The following is a 20935-nucleotide window of genomic DNA, read 5'->3' on the forward strand; positions in this document are numbered from 1 at the left end:
TTACACTGGCTCCCTGTGATCAAGCTGGAAAACGTGACGATGCAGTACAAGGCTTCCAGCCGTCCCGCCCTGTCGGAGTTGAGTCTGGAGGTCGACAAGGGCGAGTTCGCCTTCCTCATCGGGCCGTCGGGCTCGGGGAAGTCGACGTTCTTTCGGCTGCTGCTCAAGGAGGACCGCCCGACGTCGGGCGAGATCCACGTCGGCGAGTTCCACGTGAACACGCTCAGGGCACGTGAGGTCCCCAAGCTGCGGCAGTCGATCGGCTGTGTCTTCCAGGACTTCCGGCTGCTGCAGCAGAAGTCCGTCGCCGACAACGTCGCCTTCGCGCTGGAGGTGATCGGGAAGCCGCCGTCGATGATCCGCAAGGTGGTGCCGGAGGTGCTCGACTACGTCGGGCTCGAGGGAAAACTCGACCGGATGCCCTACGAACTGTCGGGCGGTGAGATGCAGCGTGTCGCGATCGCGCGGGCGATCGCCAACCGGCCGCTGGTGCTGCTCGCCGACGAGCCGACCGGAAACCTCGACCCGGAGACCAGCGAGGAGATCGTCGACGTCCTCGACCGGGTCAACCGACGCGGGACCACCGTGGTGATGGCCACCCACGACCGGCACATCGTCGACGCCATGCGCCGCCGCGTGCTCGAGTTCGACAACGGCCGCCTCGTCCGCAACGACGAACAGGGCGTGTACGGGATCGGCTGAGGCGACCCGGACCCGACACGCCCACCACGACCACGAAGGACAACCCGAGCGAGCATGCGAGCGCATTTCATCCTCAACGAGGTTCTCAACGGCTTCCGTCGGAACGTGACCATGACGGTCGCCATGATCATCACCACCGCGATCACCCTGGGGATGTTCGGCGGCGGGCTGCTGGTGATCCAGATGGCCGACAAGAGTCAGAAGATCTTCCTCGACCGTGTCGAGATGCAGTTCTTCATCAACGACGAGGTCGCCAAGGCCGACCCGAACTGTCAGAAGGCGCCGTGCGCCACCCTGCGTACCGAGCTGGACAATGCGTCCGGGGTGGGGACGGTGACCTTCGTCAACGCCGAGCAGGCCTACCAGGACGCCAAGCAGATGTTCGCCGAGACGTCCCCGGAGATCGCCGACCAGATCAGCCCCGACAGCATCCCGGCGTCGTTCAAGGTGCGGATGGACGATCCGTCGAAGTTCGACGAGGTGTACAACAGTTTCGCCGGGCGCCAAGACCTCGGCGTGGAGGGCGCGCTGGATCAGCGGGACCTGGTCAAACGCATCTTCGCCGTCCTCGACGGGGTGCGCAATGCGGCGTTTGCGGTGGCCGCGATCCTCGCCGTCGCCGCGATCCTGCTGATCGTCAACACCGTCCAGATCGCCGCCTACACACGGCGCACCGAGGTGTCGATCATGCGGCTGGTGGGTGCCACCCGCTGGTACACGCAGTTGCCGTTCCTGCTGGAGGCGATGCTGGCCGCGCTGATCGGCTCGCTGCTGGCGATCGGTGGCCTGTTCATCGCCAAGGCGTTCTTCTTCGACCGCGCGCTCGCCGGCCTGTACGGCGTCAACATCGTGCCCCGGATCACCGTCGGCGACGTCGCCTATGTGTCGCCGTGGCTCGTGATCGGCGGAGTTGTGTTGGCAGCGGCGACGGGTTATGTCACCCTGCGTGTGTATGTGCGGGAGTGACGCGGACGCCCGGGACTGATCCCGGCGGCCCCTGCACGCAACCACATCTGCGGTCTGTCCCAGGCCGGCAGCCGATCGAGGAGATGAGCACGCCGTCATGGCGAAGGAGAAGGGTCGCAACGTGATCGCGACCAACCGCAAGGCGCGGCACGACTACACGATCCTGGACACCTACGAGGCCGGGATCGCGCTGCTGGGGACCGAGGTCAAGAGCCTGCGTGAGGGCAAGGCGTCACTGGTGGACGCGTTCGCGACCATCGACGACGGTGAGGTGTGGCTGCGGTCGCTCAACATCGCCGAGTACGGCAGCGGATCGTGGACCAACCATGCCCCGCGCCGCAACCGGAAACTGTTGATGCACCGCCGGGAGATCGACACCCTGATCGGCAAGATCCGCGACGGCAACCTCACCCTGGTGCCGTTGTCGATGTACTTCAGCGACGGTCGGGTCAAGGTGGAACTCGCCCTGGCCCGCGGTAAGCAGGCCCACGACAAGCGTCAGGACATCGCGCGGCGGACGGCCCAGCGCGAGGTGGCCCGAGAGGTCGGTCGGCGCGTCAAGGGTATGTGAGAAGGGGGCGCGTGAGCAGGGGGCAGGTGATCGGGACGACGGTCCGCGCTCGGTGGTCGGTTCTGGCCGCCGCGGTGGTCGCGATCGGCGTCGCACTCGCCGGCTGCGCCCCGGCGGTCGACGATCCGACGCGGCTCGGCGGTGAGGACGCCGCCATCGGCGGACTGCCCGCCACCCCGCCGATGGGCTGGAACAGCTGGAACACCTTCGGCTGCGGGATCACCGAGCAGATCGTGCGGGCACAGGCCGACGCGCTGGTGTCGTCGGGGTTGCGGGACGCCGGCTACACCTACGTCGTCGTCGACGACTGCTGGATGGCCCCGACCCGCGCCGCCGACGGCCGGTTGCAGGCCGACCCGGTGCGGTTCCCGTCCGGGATGGCCGCCCTCGCCGACTACGTGCATGCCCGCGGCCTGGGATTCGGGATCTATGCCGGTGCCCGCGGCCAGACGTGTGCGCAGTTCACCGGCGCCTATCCGGGGGCGACCGGCAGCGGGGGACACGAGCAGGTCGACGCCCGGACCTTCGCCGGGTGGGGGGTGGACTTCCTCAAATACGACTGGTGTTCCTCCGACACCTCCCACGACACCCAGGTGTCGGCGTTCACCACGATGCGCGATGCCCTGCGCGTCACCGGCCGCCCGATCGTCTATTCGATCAACCCGAACTCCGGGGTCGCCGGCTCGGTCCCGGGCGCCGAGTTCGACTGGGGCGGGATCGCGACGATGACGCGGGCGACCAACGACATCACCGCGACGTGGTCGACCGACTCCGGACCGTCGGGCTACCAGGGTGTCACCGACATCGTCGACGCCGTCGCCCCGCTGGGGTCGCGGGTCGGCCCGGGTGCATTCGTCGACCCGGACATGCTGGTGGTCGGCGTCGGTGACACGTTGACCCCGGCCGACGAACGTACCCAGATGTCGATGTGGGCGATGCTCGCCGCCCCGCTGATGGCCGGCAACGACCTCACCACGATGTCGGCCCGCACCCGCGCCGTCCTCGCCGATGCGGGCGTGATCGGTATCGATCAGGATCCGCGCGTGCAGGCCGGTGCGCCGGTCGGCGACGACCCGGAGATCTTCTCGCGAGCACTGGGCGACAAGGGACTCGTCGTGTCCCTGACCAACCGCGCCGACCATCCGCGCACGATGTCGGTGGCGCTGGCCGATCTCGGCCTCACCGGCGACACTGTGGTCGGCGTCGACGCCTGGACCGGCGTACGTCACCAGGCGTCCGGCGGCCGGTTGTCGGTGGAGGTCGGCGTGCACGACACGGCCCTGCTACGCATCGAGTAGATGACACGCGAGGAAATGGGAATGAACTGTCGGGGGATGGTTGTTACAATGAACTGTTCGCCGAATCCATCGGCGGGCACCATCTCGGGGCTGATCGGTTTCGACTACGTGCGTCGAGGTGGGGGAAGCGTGTCGGTGCAGGCCAGAGACCACCGTATAAGCGTCGCGGCAACCAATTAAGCGCCGATAAGAATCAGCGCGACTACGCCCTCGCTGCCTGACAGCGAGCTCGTGGTCTGTCGGCCCGGACCATGCTCTCGGATCCGGTGCCGGCATCATCTTCGAGAGCTCACCGTACGCACCGGTCGCGGGTGCGGACGGGACAACCAACAGCGACTGGGATCGTCATCTCGGCTTGTTCACGTGACCGGGAGATCCAAGTAGAGACCTAGTGAACTGCACACGGAGAAGCCCCGCTGAAGCGACGGAGGACCCGGGTTCAATTCCCGGCAGCTCCACGAGAAGGGCCCCTCACCTCACCGGTGAGGGGCCTTTGTCATGCCGGGGTCGGGGGACTCTTTTGACCGCGTACAGAACCAGCACCTCTCAGCGGGACCGAGTGGATAATCCACACCAACCGGCTCTGCGGTGCGACTTGTGGCCGCTCATGCCTGTCCGACGAGCTTGCGGTCGCCGGCGCGCATGAGGGCGCTGCCCGTGCCGCCGCCGACGGCACCGATCGCGACCTGACCGGCGCGGATCGCGGCGTCGAGGTCGACACCGGTCTCGATACCGCAGTCACGCAACAGGTACACGAGATCCTCGGTGGCGATGTTGCCGCTCGCCCCGGGCGCGAACGGGCAGCCGCCGAGACCGCCGACCGAGGCGTCGAGGCGGGTGATGCCGGCCTGTACGGCCGCATACGCGCTGGCCAATCCGGTACCACGGGTGTTGTGGAAATGCGCTCCGAGCGGCAGATCACCGATCAGTGGGCGCACCGCGTCGACGAGATCTGTGACCCGACGCGGAGTGGTGGTGCCGATGGTGTCGGCGATGGCGATCCGGTCGGCACCCGCCGCGACGGCCTGCTCGACGATCCGGGTGACCCGGCCGGTCGGAGTGGGCCCGTCGAACGGGCAGTCCCATGCGGTCGCGATGATCACCTCGACGGTGGCGTCCGCGATGTGGGCGGCGTCGACGATGTCACCGATCAGGGCGGCCGACGCCTCGGTGTCCCGGCCGACATTGGCGCGGCTGTGCGCATCCGAGGCCGACACCACATACTCGAGATGGGCCACACCGGCATCGAGGGCGCGGCGTGCACCGTTCACCGACGCGACGAGTGCCGAGAACCGGACGTCGGGGAAACGGTGCAGATGCCGACAGATCTCGGCGGCGTCGGCGAGTGCGGGCACCTTGGACGGCGAGACGAAGGCCGTCACCTCCACCTCGCGGACCCCGGTCGCGCAGATCGCTTCGAGCAGTTCGAGTTTCGCGGCGGTGTCGATCGGTTCCTCGATCTGCAGGCCGTCGCGCATGGCGACGTCGCGAATGGTCACCGCGGTCATCAGATCACCCCGTCCTCGGCAAGATCGGCCAACGTCTCGGCGTCGAGCCCCAACAGTTCACCGTAGATCGCGGCATTGTCGGCACCCGGCGTGGGCGGGCCGGCATTGCGGATGCCGCCCGGCGTGTCACTGAACTGCGGCACCAGGCCGGGACCGAGAACCGTTCGGCCACTGCGTTCGTCGTGATGCTCGGCGATCATGCCGCGCGCCCGCAGGTGCGGGTCGGCGACGACGTCGGCGATCGTGTTGACCGGACCCACCACCACACCGGCCTCCGACAGCACCTCGGTGAGTTCGTCGGCACCGAGCTGCCCCGACCACGCGCCGATCAGTGCGTCCAGCTCGTCCTGATTGCGGCCACGGGCGGCGTGGTCGGCGAACCGTGCATCGGTGGCGAGTTCGGGGCGGCCCATCGCCGCGCACAGCCGGACGAACACCGAATCCTGGTTGGCGGCGATGATCACATGGGTGCCGTCGGCGGTGGGGTAGAGGTTCGACGGTGCGATGCCGTCGAGGCGGGTGCCCGACGGCCCGCGCACCACACCGCCCATCGCATAGTCGGCGATCGCCGACTCCTGCACGGCCACACACGATTCCAACAGCGAGGTATCGACCACCTGCCCCTTTCCGGTGACGGTGCGGCGATACAGTGCAGCCAGGGCGCCCTGTGCGGCGAACATCCCGGCGAGGGTGTCGCCGAGCGACAGCGACAGCCGTGGCGGCAACTGGCCGGGGTAGCCGTTGATGTGGCGCAGACCCGAGGCGGCCTCGGCCACCGAGGCATAGCCCGCACGTCCGGCGTCGGGACCGGTCTGACCGTATCCCGACACCCGGACGACGATGATCCCCGGGTTCCGGTCGGCCAGCACATCGGGGCCGATGCCGAGCCGTTCGAGCGTGCCGGGCCGGAAGTTCTCGACGACGATGTCGGCTTGATCGGCCAACTGCAAGAAGATGTCCCGGCCGCGATCGCTGCGCAGATCCAGGGTGATGGCCCGCTTGTTGCGGGCGTGCACGGTCCAGTAGAAGCGATGTCCGTCGACCTCGGCCTGTCCCCAGGTGCGGATCGGGTCGGGGCGGCCCGGTGCCTCGATCTTGACGACGTCGGCGCCCATGTCGCCGAGCAGTCGTGCGGCGTGCGGCCCCGCGATGAGGGTGCCCAACTCGAGGACGCGGATGCCCTCCAGCGGTCCGGACGGGTGGGGGCCGGGCGGGACGGGGACGTCCGCAGATGCCGACGATGCGCGGGAATCGACCATGGCGTCCAGTGTGGCGTGCGCGTGTCGCGGGAGGCAATGAGACCCCGGCCATCGGCAAGTTAGAGACAAAAGTGAGAATATGTGTCAACATCGTGAGGTTGCCGAGCACGGCTCGACGAGGAGGGGACCGATGACCACACCCGAAACCGGGCTGCTGCCGGATGTGTCGCTGCGCGACGTGCTCACCGGAGCCGCCGCGATCTGCCACGATCTGCCGACCATGCTGCGTGTACTGCCCGACTTCATCCCCAAGCCGCCGACGCGGAAGATGTCGATCGGCAAGCGGTTCACCCAGACCGTCGCCCGCCACCCCGACCGCGACTTCCTGCGGTTCGAGGGGCAATCCATCACCTACCGCGAGGCCAACGCGAAGGCCAACCGCATCGCCGACCTGCTCACCCGGCAAGGTGTCACCCGCGGCGACGTGGTGGCCGTGCTCGCCCGCAACCATCCCGATGTCGTGATCACGATGCTCGCGATCGTCAAACTCGGCGCCATCACCGGCATGATGAACTTCAATCAGCGCGGCGCCGTGCTCGAACACAGCCTGGGTCTGATCGACGCCAAGGTCATCATCCATGACGCGGATCTCACCGAGGCGCTGGAAACGGTTCCGCCGCAGACGCTTCCGCCGCACCGGATCACCTACGACGAGCTGCACACCCGAATCAGTGTCTGCTCGCCGGTGGACCCGGCGGTCACCGACACGATCCCGTTGGGCGACACCGCCTTCTACATCTTCACCTCGGGAACGACGGGATATCCCAAGGCCAGCAAGATGAGTCACAACCGGTGGCTCACCGCCATGGCCGGGATCGGCGGCCTGGGCGTGCGGCTGCGCCCCGACGACGTCATCTACACCGCGCTGCCCTTCTACCACAACAACGCACTGACCATCTCGGTGTCGGCGGCGATGATGTCGGGTGCATGTCTGGCGATCGGACGGCACTTCTCGGCATCGAGGTTCTTCGACGAACTCGTCGAGAACGACGCGACCGCCTTCAGCTACATCGGTGAACTCTGCCGCTACCTCCTGGCGCAACCACCGAAGGCCACCGACCGTGCCCACCGTGTCCGGGTGGCCGTGGGAAACGGTCTGCGCCCGGACATCTGGGATGCATTCGCCGAACGCTTCGGCATCGAGCGGATCTGCGAACTGTACGCGGCCAGCGAGGCCAACATCGGATTCGTCAACATCTTCGGGGTACCCAGATCGGCGGGGTTCTCGCCGCTGAAGTACGCGATCGTCGAGTACGACGAGGAGACCGGCGAACCGCGCCGTGGACCCGACGGACGGGTGATCCCCGCCGGCCGGCGGGGTACCGGACTCCTCCTCGCCGAGATCAACAGCCGGGTGCCCTTCGACGGCTACACCGACGCGGCGGCATCGGCCAAGAAGGTGGTCACCGACGCCTTCGCCGCCGGCGACCGGTGGTTCAACAGCGGCGATGTGGTTCACGACCAAGGCTTTTCCCACATCGGATTCGTCGACCGGATCGGTGACACCTTCCGCTGGAAGGGCGAGAACGTGGCCACCACCGAGGTGGAGGCCGTGCTCGACGCCCACCCCGACATCGAGGAGGCCGTCGTCTACGGCGTCCCGGTCCCGGGCACCGACGGCAAGGCCGGGATGGCCGCGATCAGTCTCCGAGCGGGCAAGAGCTTCGACGCCGTGGGCCTGGCCGACCACGTCCGAACGGGACTCCCGGCCTATGCGGTGCCGCTGTTCGTGCGGATCACCGACCACCTCGAACACACGTCGACCTTCAAGAACATGCGAACCGACCTGCGTAAGCAGGCCTTTCACGATACAGGCGACGACCCGGTGTTCGTGTTCACCGACGACGGCTATGTCGCGTACTCACCGGAATTCGTCGACCGGCTGGCCGGCGTATCCCGTCCGGCGAGCCCCGCGACCCACCCCGCCGATCACGCTCAGCGCGCCTGAGCCCTCGTGGTGCGCAGTTCGGTTCCGACGAAATCCAGTGCGGCCCGGTGCCAGAGACCGACATGATCGAGCATGGGATGTCCACCGCCGGGCACCGGAACGTAGGTGGCGTCCATGCCGCGATCGCGGAGTTCCTCGATGCCCTTGGCCGTGCGGTGTGCGAAGGTGACGGTGTCGGCGTCGCCGTGGATCGCCAGCACGCGGGCGTCGTCGTGAATCATCCGCCAGTCGGCGAACTGCCACCACGGGGCGAGGGCGAGCACCGCGCTCACCCGGGCGTCGGCGGCCAGTTGCGCGGCGATCCGGCCGCCCATCGAATGTCCGATCACCGCGACCGGGGTCTCGGGATGATCCCGGCACGCCTGCTCGAGTGCGGCCCGCGCATACGGCATCGGTGAGGCCTGGCCGCCGTTCCAGCCGTACACCCGGTAGCGCACCTGCCGGATGTCGACGGCGCGCCCGAACCGCAGCGCGATGGATGCGGTGAACGGATACATGCGCATCGCCGACCCCTGCCACGGCGAGAACGGCCGGTAGCTGCTGTCGGTGCCGCCGGGCAGGACCAGCACGCTCAGCGCCGGGCCGTCGGCGCGGTTGCGGGCGCGGGTGGGCAGGCGCGTCTGTTCGGTCACGTCTCGATGGTCTCAGGCGCAGCACCGTCCGGGCCGTTCAGGGGGAGTTCACAGCACTGTCTACGTCACCTCGCCCTGCGGATCGGGGGATCGGTGGCAGAATTCGACATATGGCACATCCTCGCGCCGGCACCCCGGCACTGCCCGAAGACCTCATCGACGTGGCCGCAGTGGACAGGGCCTACTACGACACCACGCCGGATCCGGAGAATCCGTTGCAGCAGGTGGTCTTCGGTACCTCGGGTCATCGCGGGTCGAGCCTGGACGCGTCGTTCAACGAGGCCCACATCCTGGCCACCACCCAGGCGATCGTCGAATACCGCACCGGCGCCGGCATCACCGGGCCGCTGTTCATCGGCTTCGACACCCACGCGCTGTCCATCCCGGCCTGGCGCACCGCCCTCGAGGTGCTCGCCGCCAACGAGGTCTCCACCTTCACCGCCACCGACGACACCTTCACCCCGACGCCCGCGGTCAGCCGGGCGATCCTGAAGTTCAACGCCGAGCATCCGGGTGTGCAGTCCGACGGGATCGTCGTCACCCCGTCGCACAACCCGCCGCGCGACGGCGGATTCAAGTACAACCCGCCCAGCGGTGGCCCCGCCGACACCGCGATCACCTCCTGGATCGCCGGCCGCGCCAACGATCTGCTGCGCAACAAGCTCGACGGCGTCCGACGAATCCCGTTCGAGCAGGCCCGATCCGGCCAGTACGTCACCGATCACTCGTTCATCGAGGAGTACTGCAACGCGCTGTCGGGCGTGGTCGACATGGATGCGATCCGCACCTCGGGTATCCGGATCGGTGCCGACCCGCTCGGCGGGGCGTCGGTGGGGTACTGGGCGGCGATCGGGTTCCGCTACAACCTCGCGAACCTGACGGTGGTGAACCCGACCGTCGACCCGACGTTCTCGTTCATGACCCTCGACACCGACGGCAAGATCCGGATGGACTGCTCGTCGCCGAATGCGATGGCGTCGCTGATCGGTGCGCGCGACCACTACGACATCGCCACCGGCAACGACGCCGACTCCGACCGGCACGGCGTCGTCACCCCCGACGCGGGCCTGATGAATCCCAATCACTATCTCGCCGTGGCCATCGACTATCTGTTCACCCATCGGCCGGGATGGTCCGAGCAGGCGGGCGTCGGCAAGACGCTGGTGTCGTCGTCGCTGATCGATCGTGTGGTCGGCGGGATCGGCCGCCGTCTGGTGGAGGTGCCGGTGGGGTTCAAGTGGTTCGTCGAGGGACTGCTCGACGGGTCGATCGCCTTCGGCGGTGAGGAGAGCGCGGGCGCATCGTTCCTGACCCTCGACGGCGGGCCGTGGACCACCGACAAGGACGGCATCATCCTGGATCTGCTGGCCTCGGAGATCCTCGCCGTCACCGGCAAGACCCCGTCGCAGCGCTATCGCGAACTGGCCGACCGGTACGGCGAGTCGGCCTATGCCCGCATCGACGCCCCGGCGTCGCGGGAGCAGAAGGCCGTCCTGTCGAAGCTGTCGCCGTCGCAGATCACCGCCACCGAGCTGGCCGGGGAGAAGATCACCGCGATCATGACCGAGGCACCCGGCAACGGTGCGGCCATCGGCGGACTGAAGGTGACCACCGAGAACGCGTGGTTCGCGGCGCGGCCGTCGGGTACCGAGGACGTCTACAAGATCTACGCCGAGTCGTTCAACGGCCCCGAGCACCTCGCGCAGGTGCAGGTCCAGGCGCAGGAGGTCGTCGACGCCGCGCTCAACGGCTGAGCCGCCACCGGGGTCGGCCCGGGATCAGACGCTCCAGCGCCACAGGGTGGGTGCCGGACCACCGGCATCCGGTGACGGCCCCACCTCGGCGAGGCCGTCGATCTTTCGCAGGCGGTTTTCGACGTCGGGGTCGGTGACCTCGGCGCCGGTGAATCCCTTGGTGAGCGCGACCGCGTCGGTGGTGGTGAAATGTCTGCCGGTGATCCCGTGGGTGAAGACGCGGTCGTGCCAGAGCCGTTCGGCCAGCGCGGTGCGGGCATCGACGACCACCGTGGTGTGGTCGAAGGCCAGGCTGCGTCTGCGGTCGGCCGGTGCCCAACGGATGTCGGCGGTCCAGATCGCCTGATCGGCCCAGAACGTCGCCCACATGACGATCTCCGACAGCTGTCCCAGCGCGGTGGGGACCTCGTCGACGCCGACGGTGGCCAGGGCCCGTGCCACCGCAGCCGCCGGCGGTTCACCGGGGTGTTCCTCGACGGTCGGCAGCATGCGATCGCGCTCGGTGGCATCGGGTGTGCGATCGTGCGTCGCGACGAGCACACGTCGGGTCGTCGGATCGTAGGTCAGGGCGACCAGCTTCATCGGATCCCTCCTGCAGACGGTCGGTGGGCTGCCGAAAACTTCTCACATCCGGTCTCTGGTCGTGTGAGAACCCGGCAACGGGCTCGGCAAAGCCATTTCCCGGTGGGGTAATCGGCAGGTAACGCGCGGCGCCCACCCTTTCTCGTATGGACAAAGATCTTCTCAGCCACAGCCTTTCACTTGTCGATCTGCCCGACGATGGACTCACCGTCCGCTTCTACGACATCCTGTTCGAACGCTACCCCGCGGTCCAGCCCATGTTCACCCGCGGCACCCGACTGCAGGCGAGCATGCTGCGCACCGCGGTGATCGCCGTGGTCGACCATCTCGACGACCCGGAATGGCTGACCTCCACGCTGGGTGCCATGGGCCGTCGGCACGCCGCACTCGGGGTGACCGAACCCATGTACGGTGCCGTCGCCGAGTGCATGATCGCGGCGATGAGCGAGATCGGTGGCCAGGACTGGAGCCCGGAGATGACGGATGCGTGGACCGAGGCCCTGACCGCGGTGGCATCGCTGATGCTGGCCGGCTACCCCGAAGAGGAAGAGGGTGCCGCCTGATCCTGGGGAGAACCCGTCTCCGCCGAGCCTTCGATCGGTGTCCTCGACAATCAGCCGCGCCCGGACCTGCCCGCCGGGTAGCGTCCGGGTGTGGGCGCGACATGGGGTTCGGCGGGGGAGCAGCGCGGCATGAGTCGACGTCGGGCGTTGGCCTCGGCGGGTGCTGCGTCGCTCGGGGTGGCCGGGGCCGCCGCGGCAGGTGCCGGCACGGGCGTGGCCACCGCGGCCCCGGTCGACCCGGCCGGGATGGTCACCGCAGACCGGGTGCGGCTGACCGTGATCACCCCGGGCCTGATCCGCTACGAGTACTCGCCGACCCGCCGGTTCGAGAACCGCCCCACCCTTCTGGCGCACCATCGTCGAGCACGCAGTCCCCGGTTCCGGACACGCACCGCTGACGGCACCCTCGAACTCGAGACCGACCACCTCGTCCTACGCTGTGCCACCGGACGATTCGTCTCCGACGACCCCCAGATCACGCTGAAACACTCGGGTGCGCAGGTACATCCGACGTGGTTACCCGACACCTACACCCCCGCCCCGGCGGGGATCGCCTTCGCGGCGAACCTCGAGAACTGGACCTCGTCGATCCCGCCACTGCCGCACGGGAATCTGGGCGGCTGGCTGCGCTGTCTGGACTCCGTGCGGGCCGAGACCTCCCTGCAACCGGGACTGCTCTCACGCGCCGGATGGCACTTCATCGACGACACCCACTCCGTCTTGGTGCCCGACGATGCCGACACACCCGTCCGGCGGCCCCGCCGGCCCGGCTACCGCGACGGCTACATCTTCGTCTACGGCACCGACTTCCGGCAGGCACTGGCCGATCTGCGCACGCTGTCGGGGGCGGTGCCGTTGTTGCCGCGGCAGGCCTTCGGCAACTGGTTCTCCCGCTACGCCGCCTACGACGAGCACTTCTATCGCGACGACCTGCTCCCGCAGTATCGCCGCGCCGGGGTCCCGCTCGACGTCCTGATCGTCGACACCGACTTCAAGGCGCCCAACACCTGGAACGGATGGAACTGGAACCGCAAACTCTTCGCCCGGCCACGCCGATTCCTGACCTGGGCACACCAGCAGGACCTGGCCGTCGGCCTCAACATCCACCCGAGCATCTCCGGTGACGACGCCCGATATCCGGAGGCGGCACGGACCACAGGCGGGACGCTGCGCCCAGCGCTCACCCCGGCGGCCCGGTACTTCTCCGCGCTCGGTCGACGGATCGGCGGCACCCTCGGACCGACCTTCGTCTGGGACCTGGCCGAGCGCACCCACCTGAGATCGTTCATGGCGCTGCACGATTCGTTCGAGGCCGACGGCGTGGACTTCTGGTGGCTGGACTGGATCATCGACGAATCGCTGGTCGGCATTCCGCGGGCCGAGATCGCCGACGACGTGTGGCTGGCCCGCGCCTACGGCCGGCGTCGGCGTGCGCAGACCAACCGGTGGGTGTTGTTGGCGCGCAACGGGGCGTCGTACTGGGACATGGTGGGTACCCGACCCGGGCCGTGGGGTGGTCACCGGCACACCATCCACTTCACCGGTGACACCTATTCCACCTGGGAGACATTGGCATTCGAGGTGGCCTTCACCCACGCCGAGGGCAACATCGGGATGAGCTATGTGTCCCACGACATCGGCGGCTTCAAAGGGGATACCGATCCCGAACGGTATGTGCGGTGGATGCAGTTCGGCGCGTTCTCACCCATCATGCGCATCCATTCACAGAATCTCCAGACCCGGCGTCTGCCCTGGGAATTCGCCGAACCCCACCGGTCGGCGGCCAGCACCGCGATGCGGCTGCGCTCGCGGCTGGTGCCCTACCTCTACACCGCGGCGCGTATCTCGCACGACACCGGACTACCGATGGCCCGCGGCATGTACCTGACGTGGCCTCATCGCCGGGAGGCCTACGACTTCCGGCACCAGTACATGCTCGGTGAAGACCTGCTGGTGGCGCCGGTGGTGCGTCCTGCCGCGGCCGGCACCACCAAACGGATCTGGTTCCCGGAGGGGCGCTGGGTGCACCTGACCGGCGGGGAATCGGTGCAGGGACCGGCGATCGGTGACATCCCGGTGCACCTCGCCGACATCCCCGTCTACGGGCGGGCCGGGGCGACCGTCGTGATGGCCGATCGCCCCCGCCCCGCCGCCGATCCCGCCGCACCCTTGACCGCTCGGGTCTTCACCGGCGCGAGCGGGTCGTCGCGGCTCTATCACGACGACGGCCATTCCGACGAGCATCGCGACGACGGATACACCTGGACCCGGATCGACTGGGATGATGGCGCGCAGGCGCTGTCGATCCACACGAGCGCAGCCGGTCCGGCCGGGGCGCAGTGGCATCCGCGGATCACCCAGATCGAGCTGGTGGGTGTCGATGGCGCGCCGAAGGGTGTGTCGGTCAACGGAGTTCATGTCCCCGACGCCCGGTGGCGATACCGGCAGGAGGCTCGGAGCGCCGTTGCCGGGATCGGTGCGGAGACCGCGGATCGGTCGCTCTGATGAAGGCGTTCGAACCGCTGGTGGCACCCGTCGACCCGGCCGATGCGCTGACCCGGATCGCGTGGCTGCTGGAACGCGACCGGGAGAGCACCTACCGCGTCGAGGCGTTCCGCACGGCGGCCCGGGTGGTGTCCGGTCTGGCCGCCGCCGACATCGCCGAGAAGGCCGCGGCCGGCGCGCTCACCAGGATCGACGGGATCGGGCCGACGACGGCTACGGTGATCGCCGAGGCCGTCGCCGGGCAGGTACCCGACTATCTGGACCGGTTGCAACACACGGTATCTCCGGCCGCGGCCGTCGACGACGACGCCTCGGCACTGATCCGGGCCGTTGTCGGCGACCTGCATGCCCACACCGACTGGAGCGACGGTGGCGCGCCGATCGGTGAGATGGCCGCCGCGGCGGTCGCATCGGGGCACCGGTGGCTCACCATCACCGACCACTCGCCCCGGCTGACGGTGGCCAACGGACTGTCGCCCGAACGTCTCGATCGCCAGGTCGCGCAGATCGACGAGTGGAATTCCGGCGGAGACGGTGACTTCCGGCTGTTGCGTGGCATCGAGGTGGACATCCTCGACGGCGGTGCGCTCGATCAGACCGACGAGATGCTGGCGCGCCTGGACATCGTCACCGCGTCGGTGCACTCGAAACTGCGGATGGAACACGATCCGATGACCGCGCGGATGGTCGCCGCGGTCAGCGGCCCGCGGGTGCACGTGCTCGGACACTGCACCGGTCGCCGGGTGGTCACGGGGCGCGGACACCGGCCACCGTCACAGTTCGACGCCCGGGCCGTGTTCGAGGCGTGCGCGGCCAACGATGTTGCGGTCGAGATCAATTCACGTCCCGAACGGGTCGATCCGCCGGACGACCTGATCGAGTTGGCCCGCGACATCGGCTGCCTGTTCGCGATCGACTCCGACGCCCACGCCCCCGGACAACTCGAGTTCAAGGCGCTCGGTGCGCAACGCGCGGTGGAGCATGCCATCGACCCCGACCGCATCGTCACCACCTGGCCGCTCGATCGCCTGCTGGCCTGGTCGGATCGGTGACGAGACGATCGCCGGCGGCGGGTTCGGTGTGCGGTGTGCTCACCGGAAGATGCGGCTGGTCACCTGGCCTCAATCATCGTGTGTGGATTGGTGATTGGGTGGTCTTTCTGCGGTGGTTGAGCCGGGACCGAGCCGCCAGGCGAGGACCCGTGTCGAGTCCCGGTGAGGCGAGGGTGTTCGCAACCGCCTCAAGAGTGGCCGGCATTCGACGTCGGCCGACAGAGGTTTCGACACGTCTCGTCCCTGCGCTCCTCGTCGGCTCAATCGCCGTAAACCGCACTGCCCCAACGATGGTTGAGCCGGGACTGAGCCGCTAGGCGAGGACCCGTGTCGAAGCCTGGTGAGGCGCGGGTATCCGCAACCACCTCAAGAGTGGCCGCCATTCGACGTCGGCGGTCGGAGGTTTCGACACGCCTCCTCGCTGGGCTCCTCGTCGGCTCAACCGCCGTAAACCGCACTGCCCCAACGATGGTTGAGCCGGGACCGAGCCGCTAGGCGAGGACCCGTGTCGAAGCCTGGTGAGGCGAGGATGTCCGCAGCCGGTTCTGGGGTGGCCGGCATTCGAGTTCGGCCGGCGGAGGTTTCGACACGTCTCGTCGCTGCGCTCCTCGTCGGCTCAACCACCGTAAACCGCACTGCCCCAACGATGGTTGAGCCGGGATCGAGCCGCTAGGCGAGGACCCGTGTCGAGGCCTGGTGAGGCGAGGATGTCCGCAGCCGGTTCTGGGGTGGCCGGCGTTCGAGTTCGGCCGGCGGAGGTTTCGACACGTCTCGTCGCTGCGCTCCTCGTCGGCTCAATCATCGTTATTTGCTTGGTGATTGGGTGGTTTTTCTACGATGGTTGAGCCGGGACCGAGCCGCTAGGCGAGGACCCGTGTCGAAGCCTGGTGAGGCGAGGATGTCCGCAACGGGCTCTGAGGTGGTGGCATTCGACGTCGGCTGTCGGAGATTTCGACTCGTCTCGTCGCTGCGCTCCTCGTCGGCTCAACCACCGTAAACCGCACTGCCCCAACGCTGGTTGAGCCGGGACCGAGCCGCCAGGCGAGGACCCGTGTCGAAGCCCAGTGAGGCGAGGGTGTCCGCAACCGCCTCAAGAGTGGCGGGCGTTCGAGTTCGGCTGTCGGAGATTTCGACTCGTCTCGTCGCTGCGTTCCTCGTCGGCTCAACCGCCGTAAACCGCACTGCCCCAACGATGGTTGATCCGGGACCGAGCCGCTGGGCGAGGACCCGTGTCGAAGCCCGGTGGGATGAGGATGTCCGCGACCGGTTCTGGGGTGGCGGGATTCGAGTTCGGCGGTCGGAGGTTTCGACTCGTCTTGTTGCTGCGTTCCTCGTCGGCTCAATCACCGTAAACCGCACTGCCCCAACGATGGTTGAGCCGGGACCGAGCCGCTAGGCGAGGACCCGTGTCGAAGCCCGGTGGGGCGAGGGTATCCGCAACCACCTCAAGAGTGGCCGCCATTCGACGTCGGCGGTCGGAGGTTTAGACTCGACTTGTTGCTGCGCTCCTCGTCGGCTCAACCGACGTAAACCGCACTGCCCCAACGATGGTTGAGCCGGGACCGAGCCGCTAGGCGAGGACCCGTGTCGAAGCCTGGTGAGGCGAGGATGTCCGCAGCCGGCTCTGGGGTGGCCGGCGTTCGAGTTCGGCCGGCGGAGATTTCGACTCGACTTGTCGCTGCGCTCCTCGTCGGCTCAATCATCGTGTTGCGGTGGTTGATTGGGGGTCCTTCTACGATGGTTGAGCCGGGACCGAGCCGCTGGGCGAGGACCCGTGTCGAAGCCTGGTGGGGCGAGGATGTCCGCAGCCGGTTCTGGGGTGGCGGCGTTCGAGTTCGGCCGGCGGAGGTTTCGACTCGTCTCGTCGCTGCGTTCCTCCTCGGATCGATCATCGTGTGTGGGTTGCTGATTGGGCCGAGATCGAGCCGCTGTGTCAGTTCGTCTCGGTGACGCGACCGCCTTCGACTCGCCATCCGCGATCGACGCGGACATTCGCCAGCATCCGGCGGTCGTGGGTCACGAGGAGGACGGCGCCGTCGTAGGACTCGAGGGCGGCTTCGAGCTGCTCGATAGCGGGCAGGTCGAGATGGTTGGTCGGTTCGTCGAGGACCAGCACATTGGTGCCACGCGCTTGCAGCAGTGCCATCGCGGCCCGGGTGCGTTCACCGGGCGAGAGGTCGTCGACGGGACGGTCGACGTGATCGGCGCGCAGCCCGAATTTGGCGAGCAGGGTCCGGACGTCGGCGGTGGTGAAGTCCGGGACGAGCTCCTCGAACCGCGCGGCCAGTGGCAGCGAACCGGTGAACTGCCCACGGGCCTGGTCGATCTCGCCGATCTCGACATTCGCGCCCAGAGCAGCGCTGCCCTCGTCGGGAGTGATCCGGCCCAGCAGTAGTCGCAGCAGGGTGGTCTTGCCTGCACCGTTGGGCCCGGTGATGCCGATGCGTTCACCGGCGTCGACCTGCAACGACACCGGACCGAGCGTGAAGTCGCCCTGCCGGACCACGGCCTGGTTGAGGGTGGCGACCACTGAACTGGATCGGGGAGCAGCGCCCAGCGTGAATTCGAGGACCCACTCCTTGCGGGGTTCGGCCACCTCGTCGAGTCGGGCGATCCGGCTCTCCATCTGCCGCACCTTCTGGGCCTGCTTCTCGCTGGACTCGGTGGCCGCACGCCGACGCAGACGGTCGTTGTCGGGGGCCTTCTTGATCGCATTGCGGACACCCTGACTCGACCATTCGCGGGTCGCGCGGGCACGGGCCACGAGGTCGGCCTTCTTGGCCGCGAACTCCTCGTACTCCTCCCGCTTGTGGCGGCGCAACACCGCGCGCTCTTCCAGGTAGCTCTCGTAGCCACCGCCGTAGAGGGTGTTGGTGTGCTGTGCCGCATCGATCTCCAAGACACGGGTGACGCTGCGGGCCAAGAACTCTCGATCGTGGCTGACCAGGATCACGCCGCCGCGCATGCCGGCGACGACCTCCTCGAGTCGGGCGAGGCCCTCGAGATCGAGATCGTTGGTCGGCTCGTCCAACAGCACCACGTCGAAGCGCGAACACAACAGCGCGGCCAGTCCGACGCGGGCGGCCTGACCACCGGAGAGCCCGGTCATCAACGCCTCCTCGGGTGCCCCGAACTCGGCGTCGAATCCGAGATCGGCGAGGACTGCGGGCAGACGTTCGTCGAGGTCGGCCGCACCCGTCGCCAGCCAGTGGTCGAGGGCGGCGGCATACACGTCGGCCGGGTCGTCGCCACCGCCGGCCGCATCGGGATCGGCGAGGGCGGCCGCGGCGTCGTCCATGGCCTTGGCGGCGGCAGCGCAGCCGGTACGCCGGGCGACGTACCCGGCGACGGTCTCGCCCGGAACGCGGTCGTGTTCCTGGGGCAGCCAGCCGACGAAGGCGTCGGCGGGCGAGCGGGACACGGTGCCCTCCAGTGGCGCGAGATCGCCGGCGAGCACACGGAGCAGCGTCGACTTGCCTGCGCCGTTGGCGCCGACCACACCGACCACGTCACCGGGCGCGACGGTGAGATCGAGATGATCGAACAGGACACGATGGGCATATCCACCGGAGACGTCCTTGGCGACGAGGGTTGCGGTCATCGGTCCATCGTCGCACCCGTCGGTCGGCGGGGGAGGCACGGCTCCCGCCCGGTAGCGTGGATCGTCATGGGCCTGATCACGTGGATGCGCATCCAGCGCATGAAGGACCCGATCCCCGGCTCGCTGCGGGTCGAGGTGTGTCCGCAGCCCGACACCGCCGTCCACTCCGCCTCCTACACCGCCTACGTCATCGGGACGGCGAGCGCGCCCGGGGTTTCACCGCGACGGGTGCAGATCTCCACCACGGTGCCGTCGAAGCGATGCCCGGTGGCCCGGCAACGGGTACCGGTCATGCTCGACAAAGCCGATCCGACCCGCGTCGTCATCCTGTGGAAGAAGGTTCCGCTGCGGGCCCGATTCGATCGTTGACCAGGGCGATCACCTGAACCGGCAGCGCTGGTGACGGTTGTCCGGTCCAGCGATGTCACACATCGCCCGCTCATCTCGTCCTCTTGTCGACCGCATGACAACAAGGAGGACCTCATGACCGCTCGGCTCGACTTCTTCGGCAACGCGACCGCTGCCAGGTTCGCCAAGTACATCAACTCGGCGGGCAAGGTGATCAGCGATTCGTCGCTGCCCGCCGCCATCCAGGAACTGGTGAAGATCCGTGCCAGCCAGATCAACGGGTGCGGGTTCTGCACCGACATGCACACCAAGGACGCCGCCCACGCGGGCGAGACCGCGCTGCGGTTGAACCTGGTCGCGGTCTGGCGGGAGGCGACGGTGTTCACCGACGCCGAGCGCGCCGCGCTGGCACTGACCGAGCAGGGCACCCGGATCGCCGACGCCGCCGGGGGCGTTCCCGACCGCGTGTGGGCCGACGCCGCCGAGCATTTCGATACCGACCAACTGGCCGCTCTGGTCGGGTTGATCGCGCTGATCAACGCCTACAATCGCATGAATGTCGTCGCCGCGACCCCGGCCGGGGACTACACCCCGGGGCAGTGGGGCTGAGATGTCGGGTTCTGTTGAGTCCGTGCCGGCCACCTTCGATGCATTGCGGCCCCGTCTGGTCGGGGTGGCCTACGGTCTGCTGGGCAGTGTGACCGAAGCAGAGGACGTCGTCCAGGACGCGTGGATTCGTTTGCAGCGAACCGATTACGAGGAAATCGACGATCTCACCGGCTGGCTGGTGACCACCACCTCCCGGTTGGCTCTGGACGTGCTGCGTTCGGCCCGTCATCGCCGCGAGGCCTATGTCGGTCCGTGGCTTCCCGAGCCGGTGGAGACCGCGCCCGATCCGGCCGACTCGGTCACCCTGGCGGAGTCGGTGTCGTGGGCGATGATGGTGGTCCTGGAAACGTTGTCGCCGGCCGAACGCACGGCATTCGTGTTGCACGACCTCTTCGGGCTGTCCTTCGACGAGATTGCCACCGCACTGGGCCGCAGTCCGGCCGGATGCCGGAAGCTCGCATCACGCGCCCGAGCGCACATCGATTCGCGCACACCGAGATTCGACGTCGACCCGACCACTCATCACGAGGTGGTCGAGGCCTTCGCCGACGCCGCGACCACCGGCGATCTCGAAGGGCTGCTGCAGATCCTCGACCCGTCGGCGGTGCTCACCGCCGACGGTGGTGGCATCGTGCGGGCGGCGCTGCGCCCGATCGTCGGTGCCGACGCGATCGCCCGGTTCCTGGCCGGTCTGGCAGGTCAGGGCGGTCCGGCCAAGAGGATGCGTGCCGCGGTCGTCAACCACAATCCGGCACTGCTGGTGTTCGTCGGAGACGAGTTGGACGGCATCGTGGCCCTGGGCATCGCCGGTGGCCGGGTCACCGCGATCGACTTTGTGCGCAACCCGGAGAAGCTGACCCGGATCGGTCGTCGCGAGCCCTGATCCGGCCGTGCAATGGGGCGAGGCGGTGCGGTCGTCGCCCATGGTCCGAACACAGGACGACGTGGCGTTTCGGGGTCGTCGACCCGCCATGCGGGCGTAGGGTGTTGCGCGTATCACAGAACAGGGTCCTGTGAAATCGACTCTGTTCGGCTGC

17 protein-coding genes and 1 other RNA gene are annotated in these 20935 nt (G+C 68.1%); 13 read left to right on the plus strand and 5 right to left on the minus strand.

Features of this window, described 5'->3' with window-relative positions; translation table 11 throughout:
• The first annotated feature begins 15 nt into the window (after positions 1-15).
• The 5 genes from ftsE to ssrA all read left to right on the plus strand — a co-directional run bounded on the left by ftsE (position 16) and on the right by ssrA (position 3998).
• Positions 16-702, plus strand: coding sequence for a cell division ATP-binding protein FtsE (gene ftsE, locus Q9K23_RS20570; protein WP_020792046.1), 687 nt, complete (start codon positions 16-18; stop codon positions 700-702).
• Positions 703-756: 54 nt separating this feature from the next.
• Complete coding sequence (gene ftsX / locus Q9K23_RS20575; RefSeq protein ID WP_020792049.1) at positions 757-1668, plus strand: permease-like cell division protein FtsX; 912 nt, start codon at positions 757-759, stop codon at positions 1666-1668.
• Between the two features lie 97 nt (positions 1669-1765).
• The gene (smpB, locus tag Q9K23_RS20580; RefSeq protein ID WP_020792047.1) at positions 1766-2239 is read left to right on the plus strand and encodes an SsrA-binding protein SmpB; all 474 of its coding nucleotides are present in this window, start codon (positions 1766-1768) and stop codon (positions 2237-2239) included.
• 83 nt (positions 2240-2322) lie between these two features.
• The gene (locus tag Q9K23_RS20585) at positions 2323-3537 is read left to right on the plus strand and encodes a glycoside hydrolase family 27 protein (protein WP_305950562.1); all 1215 of its coding nucleotides are present in this window, start codon (positions 2323-2325) and stop codon (positions 3535-3537) included.
• Positions 3538-3623: 86 nt separating this feature from the next.
• Positions 3624-3998, plus strand: a transfer-messenger RNA (tmRNA) gene (gene ssrA, locus Q9K23_RS20590).
• Positions 3999-4142: 144 nt separating this feature from the next.
• On the opposite strand, the gene Q9K23_RS20595 is transcribed toward ssrA, so the two are convergent.
• Together Q9K23_RS20595 and Q9K23_RS20600 are read right to left on the minus strand one after the other, a co-directional pair.
• Complete coding sequence (locus Q9K23_RS20595; RefSeq protein ID WP_053777768.1) at positions 4143-5045, minus strand: hydroxymethylglutaryl-CoA lyase; 903 nt, start codon at positions 5043-5045, stop codon at positions 4143-4145.
• On the minus strand, positions 5045-6304 hold the full coding sequence (locus Q9K23_RS20600) for a CaiB/BaiF CoA-transferase family protein (RefSeq protein ID WP_053777769.1): 1260 nt from the start codon (positions 6302-6304) through the stop codon (positions 5045-5047). Before Q9K23_RS20600 ends, Q9K23_RS20595 begins: the two co-directional genes overlap by 1 nt.
• Positions 6305-6434: 130 nt before the next feature.
• Between Q9K23_RS20600 and Q9K23_RS20605 the strand changes: the two genes are divergently transcribed.
• The gene (locus Q9K23_RS20605) at positions 6435-8252 is read left to right on the plus strand and encodes a long-chain-acyl-CoA synthetase (protein WP_053777770.1); all 1818 of its coding nucleotides are present in this window, start codon (positions 6435-6437) and stop codon (positions 8250-8252) included.
• On the opposite strand, the gene Q9K23_RS20610 is transcribed toward Q9K23_RS20605, so the two are convergent.
• On the minus strand, positions 8240-8884 hold the full coding sequence (locus Q9K23_RS20610) for an alpha/beta fold hydrolase (protein ID WP_261977987.1): 645 nt from the start codon (positions 8882-8884) through the stop codon (positions 8240-8242). The two genes, Q9K23_RS20605 and Q9K23_RS20610, sit on opposite strands and share 13 nt — an antisense overlap.
• Before the next feature lie 110 nt (positions 8885-8994).
• On the opposite strand from Q9K23_RS20610, the gene pgm reads away from it, so the two are divergent.
• Positions 8995-10638 (plus strand): phosphoglucomutase (alpha-D-glucose-1,6-bisphosphate-dependent), encoded by a 1644-nt coding sequence (gene pgm / locus Q9K23_RS20615; RefSeq protein WP_020791221.1) that lies wholly within the window; start codon positions 8995-8997, stop codon positions 10636-10638.
• Positions 10639-10662: 24 nt separating this feature from the next.
• On the opposite strand, the gene Q9K23_RS20620 is transcribed toward pgm, so the two are convergent.
• Positions 10663-11220, minus strand: coding sequence for a hypothetical protein (locus Q9K23_RS20620; protein WP_020791222.1), 558 nt, complete (start codon positions 11218-11220; stop codon positions 10663-10665).
• 146 nt (positions 11221-11366) lie between these two features.
• Here Q9K23_RS20620 and Q9K23_RS20625 point away from each other — a divergent pair, with 146 nt between their 5' ends.
• The 3 genes from Q9K23_RS20625 to Q9K23_RS20635 all read left to right on the plus strand — a co-directional run bounded on the left by Q9K23_RS20625 (position 11367) and on the right by Q9K23_RS20635 (position 15340).
• Entirely contained in the window at positions 11367-11783 is a 417-nt protein-coding gene (locus tag Q9K23_RS20625; RefSeq protein ID WP_020791223.1) for a globin domain-containing protein, read from the plus strand.
• A 90-nt stretch (positions 11784-11873) separates the two neighbouring features.
• The gene (locus tag Q9K23_RS20630) at positions 11874-14288 is read left to right on the plus strand and encodes a TIM-barrel domain-containing protein (protein ID WP_305950261.1); all 2415 of its coding nucleotides are present in this window, start codon (positions 11874-11876) and stop codon (positions 14286-14288) included.
• Positions 14288-15340, plus strand: a complete 1053-nt coding sequence (locus tag Q9K23_RS20635; RefSeq protein ID WP_053777772.1) for a PHP domain-containing protein — start codon at positions 14288-14290, stop codon at positions 15338-15340. The genes Q9K23_RS20630 and Q9K23_RS20635 overlap by 1 nt, the downstream gene beginning before the upstream one ends.
• Positions 15341-17273: 1933 nt before the next feature.
• Here Q9K23_RS20635 and Q9K23_RS20640 read toward each other — a convergent pair.
• Positions 17274-18941 (minus strand): ABC-F family ATP-binding cassette domain-containing protein, encoded by a 1668-nt coding sequence (locus Q9K23_RS20640; protein WP_053777773.1) that lies wholly within the window; start codon positions 18939-18941, stop codon positions 17274-17276.
• A gap of 66 nt (positions 18942-19007) precedes the next feature.
• Between Q9K23_RS20640 and Q9K23_RS20645 the strand changes: the two genes are divergently transcribed.
• The 3 genes from Q9K23_RS20645 to sigJ all read left to right on the plus strand — a co-directional run bounded on the left by Q9K23_RS20645 (position 19008) and on the right by sigJ (position 20781).
• Entirely contained in the window at positions 19008-19310 is a 303-nt protein-coding gene (locus tag Q9K23_RS20645; protein ID WP_053777774.1) for a hypothetical protein, read from the plus strand.
• Positions 19311-19424: 114 nt separating this feature from the next.
• Positions 19425-19898 carry a carboxymuconolactone decarboxylase family protein gene (locus Q9K23_RS20650; RefSeq protein ID WP_053777775.1) on the plus strand — a complete coding sequence of 158 codons (474 nt, stop codon included), beginning with the start codon at positions 19425-19427 and terminating at the stop codon, positions 19896-19898.
• Between the two features lies 1 nt (position 19899).
• Positions 19900-20781 (plus strand): RNA polymerase sigma factor SigJ, encoded by an 882-nt coding sequence (gene sigJ / locus Q9K23_RS20655; RefSeq protein ID WP_053777776.1) that lies wholly within the window; start codon positions 19900-19902, stop codon positions 20779-20781.
• Positions 20782-20935: the final 154 nt, after the last annotated feature.

Source organism: Gordonia sp. NB41Y, assembly GCF_030718915.1.
Taxonomy (GTDB): domain Bacteria; phylum Actinomycetota; class Actinomycetes; order Mycobacteriales; family Mycobacteriaceae; genus Gordonia; species Gordonia desulfuricans.

What these genes read in the sequence shown, in the direction of transcription:
- ftsX (WP_020792049.1), top strand. Translation starts at nt 757, where the DNA reads ATGCGAGCGCATTTCATCCTCAACGAGGTTCTCAACGGCTTCCGTCGG.
- smpB (WP_020792047.1), top strand. Translation starts at nt 1,766, where the DNA reads ATGGCGAAGGAGAAGGGTCGCAACGTGATCGCGACCAACCGCAAGGCG.
- Q9K23_RS20595 (WP_053777768.1), bottom strand. Translation starts at nt 5,045, where the DNA reads ATGACCGCGGTGACCATTCGCGACGTCGCCATGCGCGACGGCCTGCAG.
- Q9K23_RS20600 (WP_053777769.1), bottom strand. Translation starts at nt 6,304, where the DNA reads ATGGTCGATTCCCGCGCATCGTCGGCATCTGCGGACGTCCCCGTCCCG.
- Q9K23_RS20605 (WP_053777770.1), top strand. Translation starts at nt 6,435, where the DNA reads ATGACCACACCCGAAACCGGGCTGCTGCCGGATGTGTCGCTGCGCGAC.
- pgm (WP_020791221.1), top strand. Translation starts at nt 8,995, where the DNA reads ATGGCACATCCTCGCGCCGGCACCCCGGCACTGCCCGAAGACCTCATC.
- Q9K23_RS20620 (WP_020791222.1), bottom strand. Translation starts at nt 11,220, where the DNA reads ATGAAGCTGGTCGCCCTGACCTACGATCCGACGACCCGACGTGTGCTC.
- Q9K23_RS20625 (WP_020791223.1), top strand. Translation starts at nt 11,367, where the DNA reads ATGGACAAAGATCTTCTCAGCCACAGCCTTTCACTTGTCGATCTGCCC.
- Q9K23_RS20635 (WP_053777772.1), top strand. Translation starts at nt 14,288, where the DNA reads ATGAAGGCGTTCGAACCGCTGGTGGCACCCGTCGACCCGGCCGATGCG.
- Q9K23_RS20640 (WP_053777773.1), bottom strand. Translation starts at nt 18,941, where the DNA reads ATGACCGCAACCCTCGTCGCCAAGGACGTCTCCGGTGGATATGCCCAT.
- Q9K23_RS20645 (WP_053777774.1), top strand. Translation starts at nt 19,008, where the DNA reads ATGGGCCTGATCACGTGGATGCGCATCCAGCGCATGAAGGACCCGATC.
- Q9K23_RS20650 (WP_053777775.1), top strand. Translation starts at nt 19,425, where the DNA reads ATGACCGCTCGGCTCGACTTCTTCGGCAACGCGACCGCTGCCAGGTTC.
- sigJ (WP_053777776.1), top strand. Translation starts at nt 19,900, where the DNA reads ATGTCGGGTTCTGTTGAGTCCGTGCCGGCCACCTTCGATGCATTGCGG.